We start from the raw sequence: 17,880 nt of genomic DNA, 5'->3' as shown, positions 1-17,880 counted from the left end.
CGGGAAACGATATGGCGACCAAGAAAAAATACGCGGATTTTGAATCCGCCATGAATCGCTTGCAGGAGCTGACCGCCACGCTCGAATCGGGTGAGGCAAAACTCGAAGAAGCGATCGATCTTTACACCGAAGGGCTGGAGATCGTAAAATTCTGCGATCAGAAACTGGCTGAAGCCGAGAAAAAGATCAAGATCATCACCGAACAGAACGGCCAGATGGTTGAAGCCGATTTCGAGGGAGAAAAATAGTGGCTCAAACCACTTCCCTCAATGGTCTGCAGTATCTCGAGCAGAATCGGATTCTGGTCGACCGTCTGTTGGACCGATTCACGCCGCCTGCCGACCAGCACCCGCAGTCGATCCATGCGGCAATGCGTTATTCGTTGATGGCGGGCGGCAAGCGGATCCGTCCTATCCTTTGCCTCGCTGCGTATGAATATTGTACCGGCGGGCGGGTAACTGATCTGGAAAACGTCTATCGCGCCATGGCCGGGCTGGAAATAGTCCATACCTATTCGCTGATCCATGACGACCTTCCGTGCATGGACGATGATGACCTCCGCCGCGGCATTCCAACCTGCCACAAGCAGTTTGGCGAGGCGATCGCGGTTTTGGCGGGGGATGCCCTGCATGTCGTCGCTTTCCAATTGATGGCCGAGACCGGCAACCCGCAGGTGGTGCTGGAATTAGCCGAGGCAGTCGGAACAAGCGGAATGATCGGCGGTCAGGTGGCCGATGTTGAGGCCGAAGGGAAACCGGTCAGCCAATCTGATGTTGTATATATTCATACCCGTAAGACGGGCGCTCTTATCAGAGGGGCGGTCAGGATCGGCGCCATTTTGGCCAATGCCGAACCGGCGATGCTCAAGCGGCTGACCAGCTATGGAGAAAAGGTCGGTCTGGCATTCCAGATCATCGATGATATTCTGGATATTGAGGGTGACCAGAAAAAACTTGGCAAACAAGTCGGGTCCGATTGTAAGAACCAGAAAGCGACCTACCCGGGGGCTGTCGGGTTGGAACAGGCAAAACGGGACGCGGGCCGTCTGATAGACGAAAGCCTGAGTCTGTTCGATGACGACAATATGTTGACATTTCTTGCCAGATTCATTGGACATCGTGAGCAGTAGGATTGTGTTGGCGCAACTATGAAATATCTGCCGAACATACATTCTCCGGAAGACCTGAAGAAGCTGACCCAGGAAGAACTGGTTGAGTTGGCAGCAGAGGTACGTCAGGAGATCGTTGCGGCCGTTTCCGAGACCGGCGGACATCTCGCCTCCAATCTGGGGGCGATCGAGCTGACGGTTGCGCTTCACTATCTCTTTGATTTCAAGCAGGACCGACTCGTCTGGGATGTCAGTCACCAGACCTATGCGCACAAATTACTCACCGGACGTGGCGAACGACTGAAAACGATTCGCCAATATGAAGGTTTGGCGGGTTACGCCAAAAGGACCGAGTCAGAGTACGATCATTTCGGCGCCGGGCATGCCTCGACCTCAATTTCCGCGGCGCTCGGTTTTGCCCTCGCTCGCGACCTGCAGGGAAAAGAGCATAAAGTTGTCGCGGTGATCGGCGATGGCGCCATGACCGGCGGACTGGCATTCGAAGGAATGAACAACGCCGGCTCGATGAAGAAAAATCTGCTCGTCATTCTTAACGACAATACCTGGTCGATCTCCAAGAATGTCGGCTCCATCTCCAAATATCTCACCGGAATCATGGCCGATGAGAAATTCCAGCGCCTTCGCACCGAGGTTTGGGAACTGACCGGCAAATTCAAACGCCGCGATAAGATCCGTGACACCATCAAAGGGATCGAGAACTCCATCAAGGGTCTGCTCGTCCCCGGAATGCTGTTCGAAAAACTCGGCTTCAAATATTTCGGCCCGATCGATGGCCACGATCTCCCGTTGCTAATCAAAACGCTCGAGGATCTCCGCAATATCCATGGTCCGGTGATGCTTCACATCGCCACCAAAAAGGGGAAGGGGTACCTTCCGGCCGAAGATGACGCGTTTAAGTATCATGGGATCGGCAAGTTCGACAAAGTAACCGGTAAAGCGGCGGCATCCTCCGCCGACCTTCCAGCCTACACACAGGTTTTTGGCAAGGTAATGTGCGAACTTGCGGAAAAAGACAAGCAAGTAGTCGCGATTACCGCGGCCATGTGTTCCGGCACCGGCCTGGTGGAATATTCGGAGAAGTATCCGGAACGGTTCTTTGATGTCGGTATAGCGGAAGGGCATGCCACGACATTTGCCGGTGGGTTGGCCGCCGACGGTGTCAAGCCGTACCTGACGATCTATTCGACTTTCCTCCAGCGCGCCTATGATCAGGTCATTCATGACCTTGCCATACAGAAACTGCCGGTCGTCATTTGCATGGATCGTGCCGGTCTGGTCGGCGAAGATGGCCCAACACACCATGGCGTCTTTGATATCCCCTATTTGTCGACTGTGCCTAACCTGACACTGTGTGCCCCCAAAGACGGGAATGAGCTTCGCGCGATGATGCACCACACCGCTGATCATCCGCAGGACGGAATTGTGGCGATCCGCTATCCTCGTGATATCGTCCCGACACCGATCGAAGAGGCTATTCAGCCGATCGATTGGGGGAAATGGGAGATGCTGAATGGTCAGTCCCAGGTAGCGATATTGGCGGTTGGTTCGATGGTGCAGCCGGCTGTTAAGGCTGCCGAAAAGTTCGCCGAACGTGGCATCGATATCGCCGTGATCAACGCCCGGTTTGTCAAACCGTTTGATCAGTCGATGCTCGATCAGGTCAAGACTGACGCCCGCGTGATTGTCACTATCGAAGAGGGACAGTTGCGGGGTGGATTTGGCCAGGCGATCGCGGAACATCTGTTGTCATCCGGGTGGGAAGGGAAATTCAAAGCTCTGGCGATCCCGGATGGATTCGTCACACACGGAAGCCGCGCCCAGTTGCTCAAAGATGTCGGCCTGGATACGGACGGCATCGTCAACTCGCTCGAACAATTCCTGCAACAGCAGGCGAAAACCAACGCGTCGCTCTTCCAGCGACTGATCCTCAACAATTTTTCTCGCCGCAAAGACTCGCTGAAGAATGTCGGCTAAGCCGGACAGACCTTTTCAGGCGCAGATGCATTCCATATTTGTTGACTTGATTTTGGTCGAATCGACCTCGTATGTTGTCTTATGCGCTTTGGACTAATAGCGAACCTCTCCCGGATCGGCGCCCGCAAGGCGATCGACACCGTCCTCACCTGGGCACAGCAGCAGAAGCATGAACTTGTTCTCTGTTCGGACCTGCAACAAGCGGTCCCCGGCGACTGGCGGTTCGTTCCACAGAACGAACTGGCTAACCAGGTAGATATGATCGTTTCGATGGGCGGGGATGGGACTCTCCTTGGCACTGGACGATCGGTTGGAGCCTCCGGTACGCCGATCCTCGGGGTCAACCTTGGATCGCTTGGATTCCTCACTACCCGCACTCCGGAACAGATCGTCCCCAGTCTGGAGGCCGTTGTGGCCGGGGAGTATACCATTGCCGAGCGTATGTTGCTGAAAGCACTGGTGTATGGCAAAGAAGTGACTGAGCTGTCGACCGCTCTCAATGATATCGTATTGGATAACGGACCGAGCAGTCGCGTGCTTGATATCAATCTTCGCGTGAACGGGGAAGATGTCGTCACCTACAAAGCCGATGGACTGGTGATCTCCACAGCAACCGGTTCGACCGCATATTCATTGGCAGTTGGCGGCCCCATCATGCATCCGAAAATGGAAGCGATGATCGCCGCGCCGATCGCCGCGTTTTCGCTGACCACCCGCCCGATGATCTTTTCCGGAGACGATATCCTGGAACTTCGCGTTTTGAGCCGGGGGAGAGTTGCCAACCTGACGCTGGATGGACAGATCGTGGTTGGAGTCAGGGAGGGAGAGCCGGTCACCATCAAAAAGGCCGATTTCAAATTGCGGTTTGTTTCGTTTCCGGAAAGCTCTTACTACAAACTGCTGAAGAACAAACTTCACTGGGGTGTCCCGCCGGATTACCATTCGGAAAAGGGATGAACTTCCAGTCAATGGCTTCTGTTTCACTAGTGAAAAAGCACTTGCACGGTACCGGCCTCGCCTGTACTTTCAGGGCAACCAGCGGGAGTAACTCAGTTGGTAGAGTCACAGCCTTCCAAGCTGTTGGTCGCGAGTTCGAACCTCGTCTCCCGCTCTTAATTTTCGGTGACCACCCGTGACACGCAGATCATTCCGTCTCGCATTCCTGTTCATTGGAACGTTGTCTGTTCTTCTGCTGAATGGCTGTATCGAGCGCAAGGCAGAGACCCAGAACAAAAAAGAATCCCCAGTCTCGGCGGAGCTGTTGTCCATGCTCGAAGAGCACCAGCAGATGCGATCTTGGAAGGACTACCCGGTCGATTTGTTGCGGGAGGCTGATCTGAGACATCGCCAGACGGTCTATCAATTATTAGCCCAGGCCTTGATTGTTGAGCCAGCCGATCTTTATCGAGCGGCGGTTCTGCTCCAATCCTCGGATTCTTCGTCCGGACCGGAGGAGATCATGCTGGCGTACTATTGTGCCTTGGAATCGGCTCGAAAAGGGAATAACGAGGCGCGACATCTGTCCGCCGAGTACCTCGATAAGTATTTGATAAAGAACGGCTTACCTCAGAAGTACGGTACCCAGAACTTCCTTGATTCGAAGGGGAATCGAGTGCTGTATCCGTACGACTCGAGTACGACGGACGCTGACCGTGCAAACTGGAATGTCCCCTCCCTTGATTCACTTAAGCTGTTGTTATCAAATAAGTAACGACAGTTCTTTGTTCTGTCGGGTGTTTTTGGCCCTGGCGGAACGATTTTACCCCTCCGGACATTAATGCCAAGTCGGGCAGTTACTTCTATCCAGTGAATCAACAAAAATACCCCTTGACACTTACGGGGGGGACGGATATTTTCTGGGTTCCACCAAGGGCGGGGTACGCCCGCTTTTGGCTTTTTTTGGCTTGTAGTTGTACCGTTGGTAACGATAAGCCCAGATAGCTCAGTTGGTAGAGCACATCCTTGGTAAGGATGAGGTCACCAGTTCGATCCTGGTTCTGGGCTCTTGTAGACGCAGCAGAGGAGCGTTCCTGATGGCGAAGGAGAAATTTGTTCGCAAGAAGCCCCATGTGAACGTGGGGACGATCGGTCACGTTGATCATGGTAAGACGACGTTGACTGCGGCGATCACGATGGTGATGAGCAAACTGACGGGTTCAGCGATCCGGACATTTGATTCCATTGACAATGCGCCGGAAGAGCGGGAACGCGGGATCACGATTGCGACGGCTCACGTAGAGTACGAGTCGGCGAATCGTCACTATGCGCACGTTGACTGTCCGGGTCACGCGGATTATGTGAAGAACATGATCACGGGTGCGGCGCAGATGGACGGCGCGATCCTGGTGGTGAGCGCAGCGGATGGTCCGATGCCTCAGACGCGCGAGCACATTTTGTTGGCTCGCCAGGTGGGTGTGCCGTTCATCATCGTGTTCCTCAATAAAGTAGATATGGTTGATGATCCGGAGTTGCTGGATCTGGTTGAATTGGAAGTCCGCGACCTGTTGACGACGTACGGTTTCCCGGGAGACGATATTCCGGTGATCCGTGGTTCGGCGTTGCAGGCGATGACTGCCGGTGCGGGTGGCGCGGCGGCGACTGATCCGGCGTTTGAGCCGATCAAGAAGCTGGTGCAGGCGTGCGATGAGTACATTCCTCAGCCGAAGCGCGAGGTCGAGAAGCCGTTTTTGATGCCGGTGGAAGACGTGTTCTCCATTACGGGTCGTGGGACGGTCGGGACCGGTCGTGTGGAGCGCGGGATCATCAAGCAGGGGCAGGAAGTCGAAGTGGTGGGGATCCGGGAGACGCGCAAGACGGTGGTGACCGGCGTTGAGATGTTCCGCAAGCTTCTGGATGAGGCTCAGGCGGGTGACAACGTAGGATTGCTGCTTCGCGGTATTGACAAGGAAGATCTGGAGCGTGGGATGGTGCTGGCGTGGCCGGGTTCGATCACACCGCACAAGCGCTTTAAGGCTGAGGTGTACGTGTTGAAGAAAGAGGAGGGTGGTCGTCACACGCCGTTCTTCAACGGGTATCGTCCGCAGTTTTACTTCCGTACGACGGACGTGACGGGAGTGGTGAAGATGCCCGAAGGCGTCGAGATGGTGATGCCTGGGGATAACACGACGATGGAGATCGAGTTGATCATGCCGATCGCGATGGAGAAAGAGCTTCGTTTCGCGATCCGTGAGGGTGGCCGTACGATCGGCGCCGGCGTCATTCACGAGATCCTCGAATAGAACGTAGAGACCTTTTATAGATTGGTGAAATTGTGCCACGAGATCGCGTAACATTGGCCTGCGGTGACTGTAAACGCCGCAATTACGACACGATGAAAAACAAGCGGTTGCATCCGGAACGCGTGGAGTTCCGTAAGTTCTGCCCGCATTGTAATAAGCATACCGCCCACAAGGAGACCAGGTAACCAGGGTTCGTGTTAGGCCAGTAGCTCAATTGGCAGAGTTCCGGTCTCCAAAACCGGCGGTTGGGGGTTCGAGTCCCTCCTGGCCTGCCAGACTTTATTGAGGAGTATGTTGGAGAAGATCAAACGATATCTCAAAGAAACGGCTGCCGAACTTCGGAAGATGACCTGGCCGACCATGGATGAATTGAAGGGGTCGACTATTGTGGTGATCATCGTGTCGTTGGTGGTTGCGATTTTCATCGGCGTGGTGGATCGAGTCCTCACGTTTATGGTCCGAACCATTTTTGGCGGGACACTGGGAGGTTAAGTGACGTTACGTTGGTACGTTGCGCATACATATTCAGGGCATGAAGCCAAGGCCAAGCGTTATCTCGAGTCCGCCATTGAAAATGCCGGACTGACCGAACGCTTTGGTCAGATCCTCATTCCGACTGAGCAAGTGACGGAAATGAAGCAGGGAAAGCGCGCAACCTCTACCAAGAAGTTCCTTCCCAGCTATATCCTGATCGAAATGGATCTCGACAAAGAGACCCAGAACCTGGTGGTGAATACCCCCGGGATCACTAATTTCGTCGGCGCGGCCGGTAAGCCGCAGCCGCTTCGCCTCGAAGAGGTACAGCGGATAGTCGGGCAGATCGACCGTAGCCGCACCGAAGAGGTGCAGGAAGTTCCGTTCCAGGCCGGTGATCCGGTGAAGGTGAAGGATGGTCCGTTCCAGGATTTCTCCGGAACGGTCAGCGAAGTCAATATGGAACGTCGCAAAGTCAAAGTGATGGTTTCCATTTTCGGCCGGCCGACGCCGGTCGAGCTTGATTACCTCCAGGTGGAGCTGGTCAAGGCCAAGGCGTGATGAAGAGTATTTTTAAGGGATAGATTACACGTGGCAAAGAAGATCACAGCATTCGTCAAACTGCAGATTCCTGCGGGCTCGGCCAATCCGGCCCCGCCGGTTGGTCCTGCGCTCGGTCAGCGCGGTGTCAACATCATGGAGTTCTGCAAGGCGTTTAACGCCAAAACTCAGGGTGGTAACGGCATATTGACACCGGTCATTATCACCGTGTACTCCGACAAGTCGTTCACCTTTGTGACCAAAACCCCGCCGGCATCGACGCTGCTTAAGATGGCAGCCAAACTGCAAAAGGGTTCGGCGATCCCGAATAAGGATAAGGTGGGACGAGTCTCTCATGACCAGGTAAAAGAGATCGCACAGAGCAAAATGGCCGACCTCAATGCTGCCTCCTTGGATGCAGCCATCAAGATGGTTGAGGGGACCGCGCGCTCTATGGGGATCGAAGTAATATAATTGAACGCTAACCGTTCGTTACCACCTGGGCTGCCGAGACGGCAACCGCAGGGAGAATAGGAGCCTATGCACCATTCGAAGAAGTACCTCACGTTCCGTGAGAAGATCGACCGTCGGAAGCGGTACCCGCTTGCCGATGCGGTCAAGCTTCTCAAGGAGAACAAGTTTGCCAAGTTCGACGAGTCCGTAGAGGTCTCCGTGCGGTTGGGTGTCGACCCGAAGCATGCTGACCAGATGGTTCGTGGAACAGTCGCGCTTCCCAATGGCACTGGTAAAACAGTGCGCGTCGCGGTTTTTGCTGCCGGTGATAAGGCAAATGAAGCTCGCGAAGCCGGCGCTCAGCATGTCGGCGCGGAAGACCTGGCTGAAAAAGTGAAAGGCGGTTGGACCGACTTTGATGTCGCCGTCGCAACCCCTGATATGATGAGACTGCTCGGTCCGCTGGGAAAAGTCCTCGGTCCGCGCGGCTTGATGCCGAATCCCAAAACCGGCACCGTGACGATGGATGTCGCTCGCACAGTCAAAGAACTGATGGGCGGCCGAATCGAATTCGTGTTGACCGTCAGGCCAACATCGCGGTTTCGGTAGGGAAGATTTCGTTCGATGAGACGGCCATTATGCAAAACGTACAGGCGTTCATCGACGCCCTCATGCGTGCCAGACCGGCGACTGCCAAGGGGACCTATCTCCTGAGCATCTCCCTCTGTTCTACCATGAGCCCGGGCATCAAGCTTGATCAGAGCGAGCTACAAGCTTCGCTGAAGAAGTAAGGAGAGGAATAGCTAGCATGCCGAAACCAGAGAAAATTGAGACGGTAGCCGAGCTGAAGGACGTCTTTACGTCTGCTCCCTCCTACTTTGTCACGGACTACCAGGGGCTCAACGTGGCGGATATCTCCGCACTGCGTAAAAACCTCCGGGAAAACGATGTCCGATTCGTCGTGGCGAAAAATACGCTTTTCCGGATCGCCGCTCGCGAGGCCGGAATGCCCCCGTTGGACCAGCACTTCAAGGGTCCGACCGCCGTCGCTTTTGCGATGAAAGATGCCTCGGCCGCTGCCAAGATCTTGCAGGATTCCTTCAAGGAAAAGCAGCTCCCCCGCATCAAGGCGTTTGTCTTCGACAAGGAAATTCATGGTCCAGACAGAGTTGCGGCCCTCGCCGAACTGCCGTCGCGTGACGTTCTGTTGTCGATGGTTGTGTCTGCCGTCGAGGCTCCGCTGACCCAGTTGGTCTCCGCCGTTGAAGCGGTGATGATCGAGCTGGTCCGGTCGGTTGATGCCGTGGCGGAACAGAAGAAGGGCGTAGAACAAGCCTAAGGTGAGACGACCAGGCCGCCACCGACCCATGCTTCTAAGCGGATTCGTCTCGCCGCTTGGGCTCGGAGCAGCCACGATAAAAACGAAGAAAATAGTAAGCGTTAATAGTTGATTGAGAGGTTAGTACAGTGGCAAACGCAGTAATTGAAGAAATCGTCGACAAGATCGCCGGTTTGAGTGCGATGGATCTCGCTGATCTGTCCAAAGCGATCCAATCCAAGTTCGGTGTCACCGCGGCCGCCCCGATGATGATGGCCGGTCCGGCTGCCGGCGGCGGCGCGGCTGCCAAAGCTGAAGAGCAGACCGAGTTCACCGTCATGATCACCGGTTCCGGCGACAAGAAGATCCAGGTGATCAAGGTCGTGCGCGAACTGACCAGCCTGGGCCTGAAGGAAGCCAAGGACCTGGTTGACGGCGTCCCCGCCAAGCTCAAAGAGGGTGTCTCCAAGGCCGAGGCCGATGCTGCCAAGGCGAAACTTGAGGAAGTCGGCGCAACTGTCGAGATCAAGTAGTTTTCCGATTCCAGCCGACCGGGAACCAATTGACCCCCGGTCGGTTGTAGCTTGCACGAAGGTAGGAGTTAGTATTTCCCCGTTTTGTCGTTTAGATTGGTTGATTGACTGCATTTCTGGCTCCCCAGCACTCAATACGAGGCGGGAGAATTAAGTGTAGATGACAGGATCACCAGACGTTTTGAACAGATTACCAGCGGAATGTGCCCAGAGCGGGAAAGCCTCGCTTTGTCTGGGCGTTCTGTCTTTGTAGGAGGGTATCGACTTGGCCCGATCAGGAGTGATCACTCGCAAGAATTTCGCGTCGATTCCCGATGCGACCGACATGCCCAATTTCCTGGAAGTCCAGATCAAGTCTTATGAGGACTTCCTCCAGGCCGGCCTCCCTCACGCCAAACGCGAGATGCAGGGTCTCCACCAGATATTTACGGATATCTTTCCCGTAACCGACATTCACGAAAATTACTCCCTTGAGTATGTCGGCTTTTATCTCGGTCCGACCCGTTACAGCATCGAAGAGTGTCGCGAACGGAACATGACGTTCGCCGCGCCGCTCAAAGTGACCATGCGCCTGGTCACCCGTCAGGGCGAAGGCCAGCAAAAAGAGATCAAAGACATCATTGAACAGGATGTCTACCTCGGCGAACTGCCGCTGGTGACCGAATGGGGAACGTTCATCGTCAATGGCGCCGAACGCGTTATTGTCAGCCAGTTGCACCGCAGCCCGGGTGTCTCCTTCGATGAAGAGATCCACCCCAACGGCAAAAAACTGTTCTCCGCCCGCGTTATCCCGTATCGCGGAAGCTGGGTCGAATTCAGCATGGATATCAACGATATCATGTATGTCTATATCGACTCGAAGCGAAAGCTGACGGTTACCACGCTGTTGCGCGCTATCGGCTATTCCACCGATGACGAACTGGTGAAGCTATTCTATACCCCCGAGAAACTCTCTCTGACCGGGAAAAAAGAGAAAGAGTTCGAAGGCGTTTTCCTTTGCGAGAACCTGATCGACAAGGAGACCGGCGAGATCGTTTTTGGAGTCGGCGAGCCGATCACCGAAGCGATCGCCGAGAAGATGGTCGACAAGGGATTCAAGTCGATCCATATCGTGCGCCAGCATGACAAGAAGGAGACGATGGTCATCCTGAACACGCTGCGCAAGGATCCGACCAAGTCTCGCGAAGAAGCATTGATGCGTATCTACAACCTGGTTCGTCCGGGTGAAACCCCCACGCTCGAAATGGCCGAAGGGTTGATTGAAAAGCTTTTCTTCAACAATAAGCGATATGATCTCGGCGAAGTCGGCCGGTATATGATCAACCAGCGCCTGAGCCTGGATATCCCGACCGAGAAAACGGTCTTCGACCCGAAAGACTTCGTGGCGATCGCCAAATATCTTATCGGCCTGCGGAATGACGATGGATTCACCGATGATATCGATCACTTGGGGAATCGTCGCTGCCGCACCGTCGGTGAATTGCTCTCCAACCTGTTCTCAGTTGGTCTGTCGCGTGTCGCCCGTACGATCCGCGAACGGCTGTCGCTGAAGGATCAGGAGAATGTGACTCCTCAGTTGCTGGTCAATGCCCGTACGGTTTCGTCGGTCATTGACACCTTCTTTGGATCGTCACAGCTCTCGCAGTTCATGGATCAGACGAACCCGCTGTCAGAACTGACCCACAAGCGCCGTCTCTCGGCTCTTGGACCGGGCGGTTTGACGCGTGAGCGCGCCGGATTCGAAGTCCGCGACGTGCACCATACCCACTACGGTCGTATGTGCCCGATCGAGACTCCGGAAGGTCCGAACATCGGTCTTATCACGTCGATGGCGACTTTTGCACGGATCAACAAGTACGGATTCCTCGAGACGCCGTATCGTCGTGTCGAAAAGGGTATCGCGACCCATAAGATCGATTACCTGTCGGCCGACCAGGAAGACCGCTACTTCATCGCCCAGGCGAATGAACCGTTGGCCGAAAACGGCGCGATCATCTCCGAATATCTCGTCGCGCGCCGTCGCTCCGACTATCCGCTGGTGAATCGCGATGATGTGCAGTACATGGACGTTTCGCCGCGCCAGATCGTTTCGGTGGCGGCGTCGCTCATCCCGTTCCTGGAGCACGATGACGCCAACCGCGCACTGATGGGCTCCAACATGCAGCGCCAGGCCGTGCCGCTTCTCAAGACCGAAGCGCCGGTGATCGGCACGGGCATGGAGCGCAAAGTAGCGCAGGATGCCGGTGTGGTGGTCCGCGCTCGTCGCGGCGGCAAGGTCGTACATGTCGACGCCGAGCGCGTGATTGTCCGCCCCAATGTCAAATCCAAGGCGGGTGAACTCGGCTACATCGAAGATGACGAGTATCGCCTGACCAAGTATCGCCGCTCGAACCAGGATACCTGTATCAGCTATCGCCCTGTCGTTTCTCTCAATGATGAGGTGAAAGAAGGGGATACGCTGGCAGACGGCCCGGCTGTCGATCGCGGCGAACTCGCCCTCGGCTACAATACGTTGGCTGCTTTTGTACCGTGGCGCGGATATAACTACGAAGACGCTATCATCCTGTCTGAACGCCTCGTTCACCAGGATATCTTCACCTCGATCCATATCGAGGAATATGAACTGCAGGTACGTGACACCAAGCGCGGCGCCGAAGAGATCACCCGCGAAATTCCCAACGTCTCGGAAGAGGCGCTGTTGAATCTCGATGAACAGGGGATAGTGCGCGTCGGTGCTGAAGTTGAGGCCGGCGATATTCTGGTCGGCAAAGTCACGCCCAAAGGCGAGACCGAGCTTTCGCCTGAGGAACGGCTCTTACGAGCTATCTTCGGGGAGAAGGCCGGCGACGTACGCGACGCTTCTTTGAAGGCGCCGCCCGGCATGAAGGGGATCGTCATCAAGACGCGTGTTTTCTCCCGCAAGGAGCGGACAGAAGACGCGAAAAAGCAGGAGAAGAATGATATCGCGGCCGTCAAGAAGGTCTACAACAAGAAGATCGCCGATATCACCGCTCTCCGCGCCAAACGTCTGGGCGAGCTGCTCGATGGGCAGACCTCGCGGATGATCCGCTCGGCCATAGATAATTCCGTTATGGTGCGAACCGGTCACAAGTTCAAAGCGGAAGAATTCGAGTCGTTTGATGTCGAAAACGCCATCGCGCCCGAAGGCTTCAGCAATGAGAACAGCGTCAACAAGCATGTTGACCGCATCATCGAGGAATCGACCGGTCTGATCAACCACAAGAAGGCTGAGTTGGAGATCGAGATCGACAAGATCCAGCGCGGCGCCGAGCTTCCGCCCGGTGTCAAGCAACTGGTCAAAGTGACGATCGCGATCCGCCGCAAGATCTCGGTGGGTGACAAGATGGCCGGACGCCACGGGAACAAGGGTGTCGTGTCGAAGATCGTACCGATCGAAGATATGCCGTATATGGCGGATGGAACGCCGGTTGATGCCGTGTTGAATCCGCTTGGCGTACCGTCGCGTATGAACGTTGGCCAGATCCTGGAGACTCACCTTGGGTGGGCCGCCAAGCACCTGGGCCAGCATATCGCGACACCGGTGTTTGATGGTGCGACCATTACCCAGATCAAACAGGCTTTGCGCGAGGCTGGCCTTCCGGAAAACGGCAAGGTCACCCTGTACGACGGCCACACCGGCAACTCTTTCGATAATCCGGTGACGGTCGGGTATATGTACATGCTCAAGCTGTCGCATTTGGTTGATGATAAGATCCATGCGCGGTCGATCGGGCCGTACTCGCTCGTCACACAGCAGCCGCTGGGTGGTAAAGCGCAGTTCGGTGGACAGCGTTTTGGTGAAATGGAAGTCTGGGCTCTTGAAGCGTACGGCGCCGCCTATACGCTGCAGGAGATGCTGACGGTGAAGTCGGACGACGTCACCGGGCGCAGCCGTGTCTACGAAGCGATCGTCAAGGGAGAGAACCCGCCGGAGCCGGGCTATCCCGAAGCGTTCAATGTTCTGGTGAAAGAGCTGCAGGCATTGGGCCTGGACATTAAGTTGATCGAAAAGTAGTCGTGCGCGGGAGCTTCCGCTCCCGCGTCGACCCGTTATAAAGGAGTATGCCGTGGTCGAGATGATGGGCAAAAATCCAGCGCCTCAGAAAAAGCCTTCGGATTTCTCGGCGATACAGATTCAGATCGCTTCACCCGAAGTGATTCTGTCATGGTCGTACGGCGAAGTGACAAAACCGGAAACCATCAACTACCGGTCGTTTAAGCCGGAACGTGATGGTCTTTTCTGCGAACGGATCTTCGGTCCGGTCAAAGATTGGGAATGCAACTGCGGTAAGTACAAGCGGATCCGCTTCCGCGGTATCGTGTGCGATCGCTGCGGCGTTGAAGTCACCCAGTCCAAAGTCCGGCGCGAACGGATGGGTCACATCGAACTGGCCGTCCCCGTCTCGCATATCTGGTATTTCAAGTCGCTGCCGTCACGTATCGGCCATATGCTGGATCTGTCGATCCGTGAGCTGGAAAAGATCCTCTATTATGAGGCGTATATCATCGTTGACCCGGGCAACACCTCCTTTGAACAGGGAGATGTTGTCACCGAAGAAGAGTTCCTCGAACTGGAAGAAGCCGGCAAGCAGTTCGACGCCCGCATGGGCGCCGACGCCATTCGCGAACTGCTCCGCCGTATTGATATGGATGAGATGGTCGCCACCTTGCGCGCCCAGGTGAAGGTCGAAACCTCCGCCCAGCGTAAGAAAGATCTGCTCAAGCGTCTTCGTATTTTCGAGGCGTTTCGTCAGTCGCAGAACCGCCCCGACTGGATGGTCATGTCGGTCATCCCGGTCATTCCTCCGGACCTTCGTCCGTTGGTGCCGCTCGAAGGCGGACGATTCGCGACCTCAGATCTGAACGACCTCTATCGCCGCGTTATCAACCGTAATAACCGGTTGAAAAAGCTGATCGAGATCAAGGCGCCCGAAGTGATTCTGCGCAATGAAAAGCGCATGTTGCAGGAAGCGGTCGACGCATTGTTCGACAACGGTCGTCGCACCCATTCTGTCCGCGGTGACTCCAAGCGCCCGCTCAAGTCGCTCTCCGACTTGCTGAAAGGAAAGCAGGGACGTTTCCGTCAGAACCTGCTCGGTAAGCGTGTCGACTACTCCGGTCGTTCGGTTATCGTCGTTGGTCCTGAACTGAAACTGCACCAGTGCGGTCTGCCGAAAAACATGGCACTCGAGCTGTTCAAGCCGTTCATCATTATGAAGCTTGAAGAGAAGGGCTACGTCCAGACCGTCAAGTCTGCCAAAAAATTAGTGGAAAAAGAGCGCCCCGAAGTTTGGGACATTCTCGAGGAGATCATCGAAGATCATCCCGTGATGCTCAACCGCGCCCCCACGCTGCATAGACTCGGTATTCAGGCCTTCTACCCGGTGTTGGTCGAAGGTAAGGCGATCCGTCTTCACCCACTCGTTTGCGCGGCCTTCAACGCCGACTTCGATGGTGACCAGATGGCCGTTCACGTGCCGCTATCATTCGAGGCTCAGCTTGAAGCGCAGGTGCTGATGTTGTCGACCAACAACATTCTGGTGCCGTCGTCCGGTCGCCCGATCGCGATCCCGAACCAGGATATCGTTATCGGCTGCTATTACCTCACCAAGTCCCGTAAGGGAGTTAAGGGAGAGGGAATGATCTTCCGCTCGGTCGATGAGGCGCTGGCCGCATACGACCACGGTTATGCCGACCTGCATGCGGTGGTCGATATTCGTCTGACGGATGGGACTCTGTATCGGACTACTCCTGGTCGTGTGATCTTCAACAATATCCTTCCCAAAGGTATGCCGTTCTTCAACGACAGCACCTCCAAGGGGAAACTGGAAGATATCGTCAGCCGCTCGTTCTGGCTGTTTGGCCAGAATGAAACGGTCGCCTTGCTCGACCGGCTCAAACAGACCGGATTCGAATTTGCGACCCGCGGAGGCGTGACGGTTTCCATCGATGACCTCGTGGTCCCTGATGAGAAAGACCAGTTGATCGACGAGGCCAAGAAGGCGGTCGCCAAGATCACCAAGCAGTACGAAAAAGGCGCCATCACCAATGGTGAGCGTTACAATAAAGTCATTGACCAGTGGACCAAGACCACGAACGAAGTTTCCGAGGTGATGTTCGCCAACCTGGCGGCACAGAACCAGGGCTTCAATCCGGTCTTTATGATGGCCGACTCCGGCGCTCGTGGATCTCGCGAACAGATCCGCCAGCTCGCCGGTATGCGCGGTCTTATGGCCAAACCGCAGAAGAAGATCACCGGTGGCGTCGGCGAAATTATCGAGACCCCCGTTATCTCTAACTTCCGCGAAGGTCTCACCGTGCAGGAATACTTCATTTCCACGCACGGTGCTCGTAAGGGTCTGGCTGATACCGCCTTGAAGACGGCCGACGCCGGTTACCTGACACGCCGTCTGGTCGACGTGGCGCAGGACGTGATCGTCCGCGAGATCGACTGCGGTACCATTCTCGGTCTGGATGTCCAGGCACTCAAAGAAGGTGAAGAAATCATCGAATCGCTCCGCGACCGAATCCTCGGACGCGTGGCTCTTGATGATGTGTATGATCCGATCTCTGAGAAAGTGCTGATCGAAGCCGGCGGTGAGATCAACGAAAAAGAAGCGACCGCGATCGACGATGCCGGCATTGAGTCGGTCCGCATCCGGTCAGTGCTGACCTGCGAAGCCAAGTGGGGAGTTTGCGCCAAATGTTATGGCCGAAACCTCGCCTCTCGCAAACTGGTCGATATCGGCGAAGCGGTCGGTGTGATCGCCGCCCAGTCGATCGGTGAGCCGGGTACGCAGTTGACGCTCCGTACGTTCCACATCGGTGGCGCCGCGGCCCGTATTGCCGAACAGTCGCAGACCCGGTCCAAGTACGAAGGTACTATTAAGCTTGAAAATATTCACACCGTCCAGAAAGAGGACGGGACTGAGATCGTCGTCAGCCGTGAAGGCATCGGCGAGGCTCACATCATAGATAACCGCGGACGTGTCCGGACTCGTCTCAAAGTCCCGTATGCGGCCCACCTGCTGGTCAAGGACGGCCAGGAGATCCACAAGGACGATATCATCTACGAATGGGATCCGTACACCGGCTCGATCGTTTCCGAACGTGGCGGTAAGGTGAAGTTTGAGGATATCATCCCGGATATGACGATGCGCGAGGAAGTGGACGAGCAGACCGGTTTGTCGGTTATGCGAATTGTCGAATACCGCGATCGTACACTCTTCCCGCGAGTCACTATCGTTGATGTGAATAACGAAGCGAAAACCCAGGCCAGCTATCGCATCCCGACGGATGCTCAGTTGCAGGTACACGACGGGCAACTCATCAGGCCCGGCGATATCGTGGTCAAGATGCCGCGCGTGATCTCGAAATCCCGAGACATCACCGGCGGTCTCCCGCGCGTCGTCGAGCTGTTCGAAGCCCGCCGTCCGCATGACCCGTCAGTTATTTCCGAGGTTGATGGTATTGTCGAATTCGGCAAGATCGTCCGCGGCCAGCAGCAGATCATCGTGAAGGGCGAGCAGGACGAAGTCCGCGAATACCTTGTCCCGCACGGCAAGCACATGATGGTCCACAATGGCGACTTTGTGCGCGCCGGTGACCGGTTGTGCGAAGGCTCCGTGGATCCCCACGATATCCTCCGGATTCTCGGCGTTTACAAGGTGCAGGAGTACCTGGTGAACGAGATCCAGGAAGTGTACCGTCTCCAGGGCGTGAAGATCAACGACAAGCATATCGAAACGATCGTTCGTCAGATGTTGCAGAAGGTCGTGGTCGATCATCCCGGTGACACCAATTTCCTTGAGGGAGAGAAGGTTGACAAGATCTCCTTCTCAGAGGAAAACTCTCGCGTTATCGCCGAGGGTGGCGATCCGGCGACCGCCGAGTCGTTGCTCCTTGGAATTACCCGAGCTTCATTGTCGACCGAATCGTTTATTTCGGCGGCCTCGTTCCAGGAGACAACACGTGTCCTGACCGAAGCGGCTATTTCCGGTAAAGTCGATTATTTGCTTGGACTTAAGGAAAACGTGATCATTGGTCACCTGATTCCGGCCGGTACCGGAATTGAGCGGTATCGAAATACCGAGGTGATCGACGACTCGCCGGCCTTCGATGACGAGGAAGAACAGGTCGTAGAGACGACCGTTGCGGACATTTTCAAAGAAAACGCTTGACAGTTCTCGCGTTAGGACT

14 protein-coding genes, 3 tRNA genes and 1 pseudogene are annotated in these 17,880 nt (G+C 55.5%); all 18 read left to right on the top strand.

Going from position 1 to position 17,880, the window contains the following annotated elements:
* The first annotated feature begins 11 nt into the window (after positions 1–11).
* The 18 genes and pseudogenes from xseB to rpoC all read left to right on the top strand — a co-directional run bounded on the left by xseB (position 12) and on the right by rpoC (position 17,861).
* Complete coding sequence (gene xseB, locus IPH75_15760; protein MBK7143520.1) at positions 12–248, top strand: exodeoxyribonuclease VII small subunit; 237 nt, start codon at positions 12–14, stop codon at positions 246–248.
* Entirely contained in the window at positions 248–1,129 is an 882-nt protein-coding gene (locus IPH75_15755; protein ID MBK7143519.1) for a polyprenyl synthetase family protein, read from the top strand. The genes xseB and IPH75_15755 overlap by 1 nt, the downstream gene beginning before the upstream one ends.
* 18 nt (positions 1,130–1,147) lie before the next feature.
* The gene (locus IPH75_15750; protein MBK7143518.1) at positions 1,148–3,103 is read left to right on the top strand and encodes a 1-deoxy-D-xylulose-5-phosphate synthase; all 1,956 of its coding nucleotides are present in this window, start codon (positions 1,148–1,150) and stop codon (positions 3,101–3,103) included.
* Between the two features lie 81 nt (positions 3,104–3,184).
* Positions 3,185–4,060 carry an NAD(+)/NADH kinase gene (locus IPH75_15745; GenBank protein ID MBK7143517.1) on the top strand — a complete coding sequence of 292 codons (876 nt, stop codon included), beginning with the start codon at positions 3,185–3,187 and terminating at the stop codon, positions 4,058–4,060.
* A gap of 81 nt (positions 4,061–4,141) precedes the next feature.
* Positions 4,142–4,214, top strand: a tRNA-Gly gene (locus IPH75_15740).
* Positions 4,215–4,235: 21 nt separating this feature from the next.
* Positions 4,236–4,814, top strand: coding sequence for a hypothetical protein (locus IPH75_15735; protein MBK7143516.1), 579 nt, complete (start codon positions 4,236–4,238; stop codon positions 4,812–4,814).
* A 220-nt stretch (positions 4,815–5,034) separates the two neighbouring features.
* A tRNA-Thr gene (locus IPH75_15730) sits at positions 5,035–5,107 on the top strand.
* A 29-nt stretch (positions 5,108–5,136) separates the two neighbouring features.
* The gene (gene tuf / locus IPH75_15725; protein MBK7143515.1) at positions 5,137–6,342 is read left to right on the top strand and encodes an elongation factor Tu; all 1,206 of its coding nucleotides are present in this window, start codon (positions 5,137–5,139) and stop codon (positions 6,340–6,342) included.
* A 32-nt stretch (positions 6,343–6,374) separates the two neighbouring features.
* A complete protein-coding gene (gene rpmG, locus IPH75_15720; GenBank protein MBK7143514.1) occupies positions 6,375–6,527 on the top strand; it encodes a 50S ribosomal protein L33 in 153 nt (50 codons plus the stop codon).
* Positions 6,528–6,541: 14 nt separating this feature from the next.
* Positions 6,542–6,617: transfer RNA gene (locus IPH75_15715), tRNA-Trp, on the top strand.
* A gap of 16 nt (positions 6,618–6,633) precedes the next feature.
* On the top strand, positions 6,634–6,834 hold the full coding sequence (gene secE, locus IPH75_15710) for a preprotein translocase subunit SecE (GenBank protein ID MBK7143513.1): 201 nt from the start codon (positions 6,634–6,636) through the stop codon (positions 6,832–6,834).
* The gene (gene nusG / locus IPH75_15705) at positions 6,835–7,377 is read left to right on the top strand and encodes a transcription termination/antitermination factor NusG (GenBank protein ID MBK7143512.1); all 543 of its coding nucleotides are present in this window, start codon (positions 6,835–6,837) and stop codon (positions 7,375–7,377) included.
* Between the two features lie 30 nt (positions 7,378–7,407).
* Entirely contained in the window at positions 7,408–7,830 is a 423-nt protein-coding gene (rplK, locus tag IPH75_15700) for a 50S ribosomal protein L11 (protein MBK7143511.1), read from the top strand.
* 66 nt (positions 7,831–7,896) lie between these two features.
* Positions 7,897–8,600 (top strand): annotated as a pseudogene (locus tag IPH75_15695) (50S ribosomal protein L1).
* A 17-nt stretch (positions 8,601–8,617) separates the two neighbouring features.
* Complete coding sequence (gene rplJ, locus IPH75_15690) at positions 8,618–9,148, top strand: 50S ribosomal protein L10 (protein ID MBK7143510.1); 531 nt, start codon at positions 8,618–8,620, stop codon at positions 9,146–9,148.
* A 143-nt stretch (positions 9,149–9,291) separates the two neighbouring features.
* Positions 9,292–9,660, top strand: a complete 369-nt coding sequence (gene rplL / locus IPH75_15685) for a 50S ribosomal protein L7/L12 (protein ID MBK7143509.1) — start codon at positions 9,292–9,294, stop codon at positions 9,658–9,660.
* A 265-nt stretch (positions 9,661–9,925) separates the two neighbouring features.
* Entirely contained in the window at positions 9,926–13,696 is a 3,771-nt protein-coding gene (gene rpoB, locus IPH75_15680; GenBank protein MBK7143508.1) for a DNA-directed RNA polymerase subunit beta, read from the top strand.
* 61 nt (positions 13,697–13,757) lie between these two features.
* The gene (rpoC, locus tag IPH75_15675; GenBank protein MBK7143507.1) at positions 13,758–17,861 is read left to right on the top strand and encodes a DNA-directed RNA polymerase subunit beta'; all 4,104 of its coding nucleotides are present in this window, start codon (positions 13,758–13,760) and stop codon (positions 17,859–17,861) included.
* Positions 17,862–17,880: the final 19 nt, after the last annotated feature.

The sequence above is a fragment of the bacterium genome (assembly GCA_016708025.1).
GTDB lineage: Bacteria > Zixibacteria > MSB-5A5 > GN15 > FEB-12 > FEB-12.
Note: the sequence above shows the minus strand (reverse complement) of the source record. Positions and strands in the feature narration are given on the sequence as shown.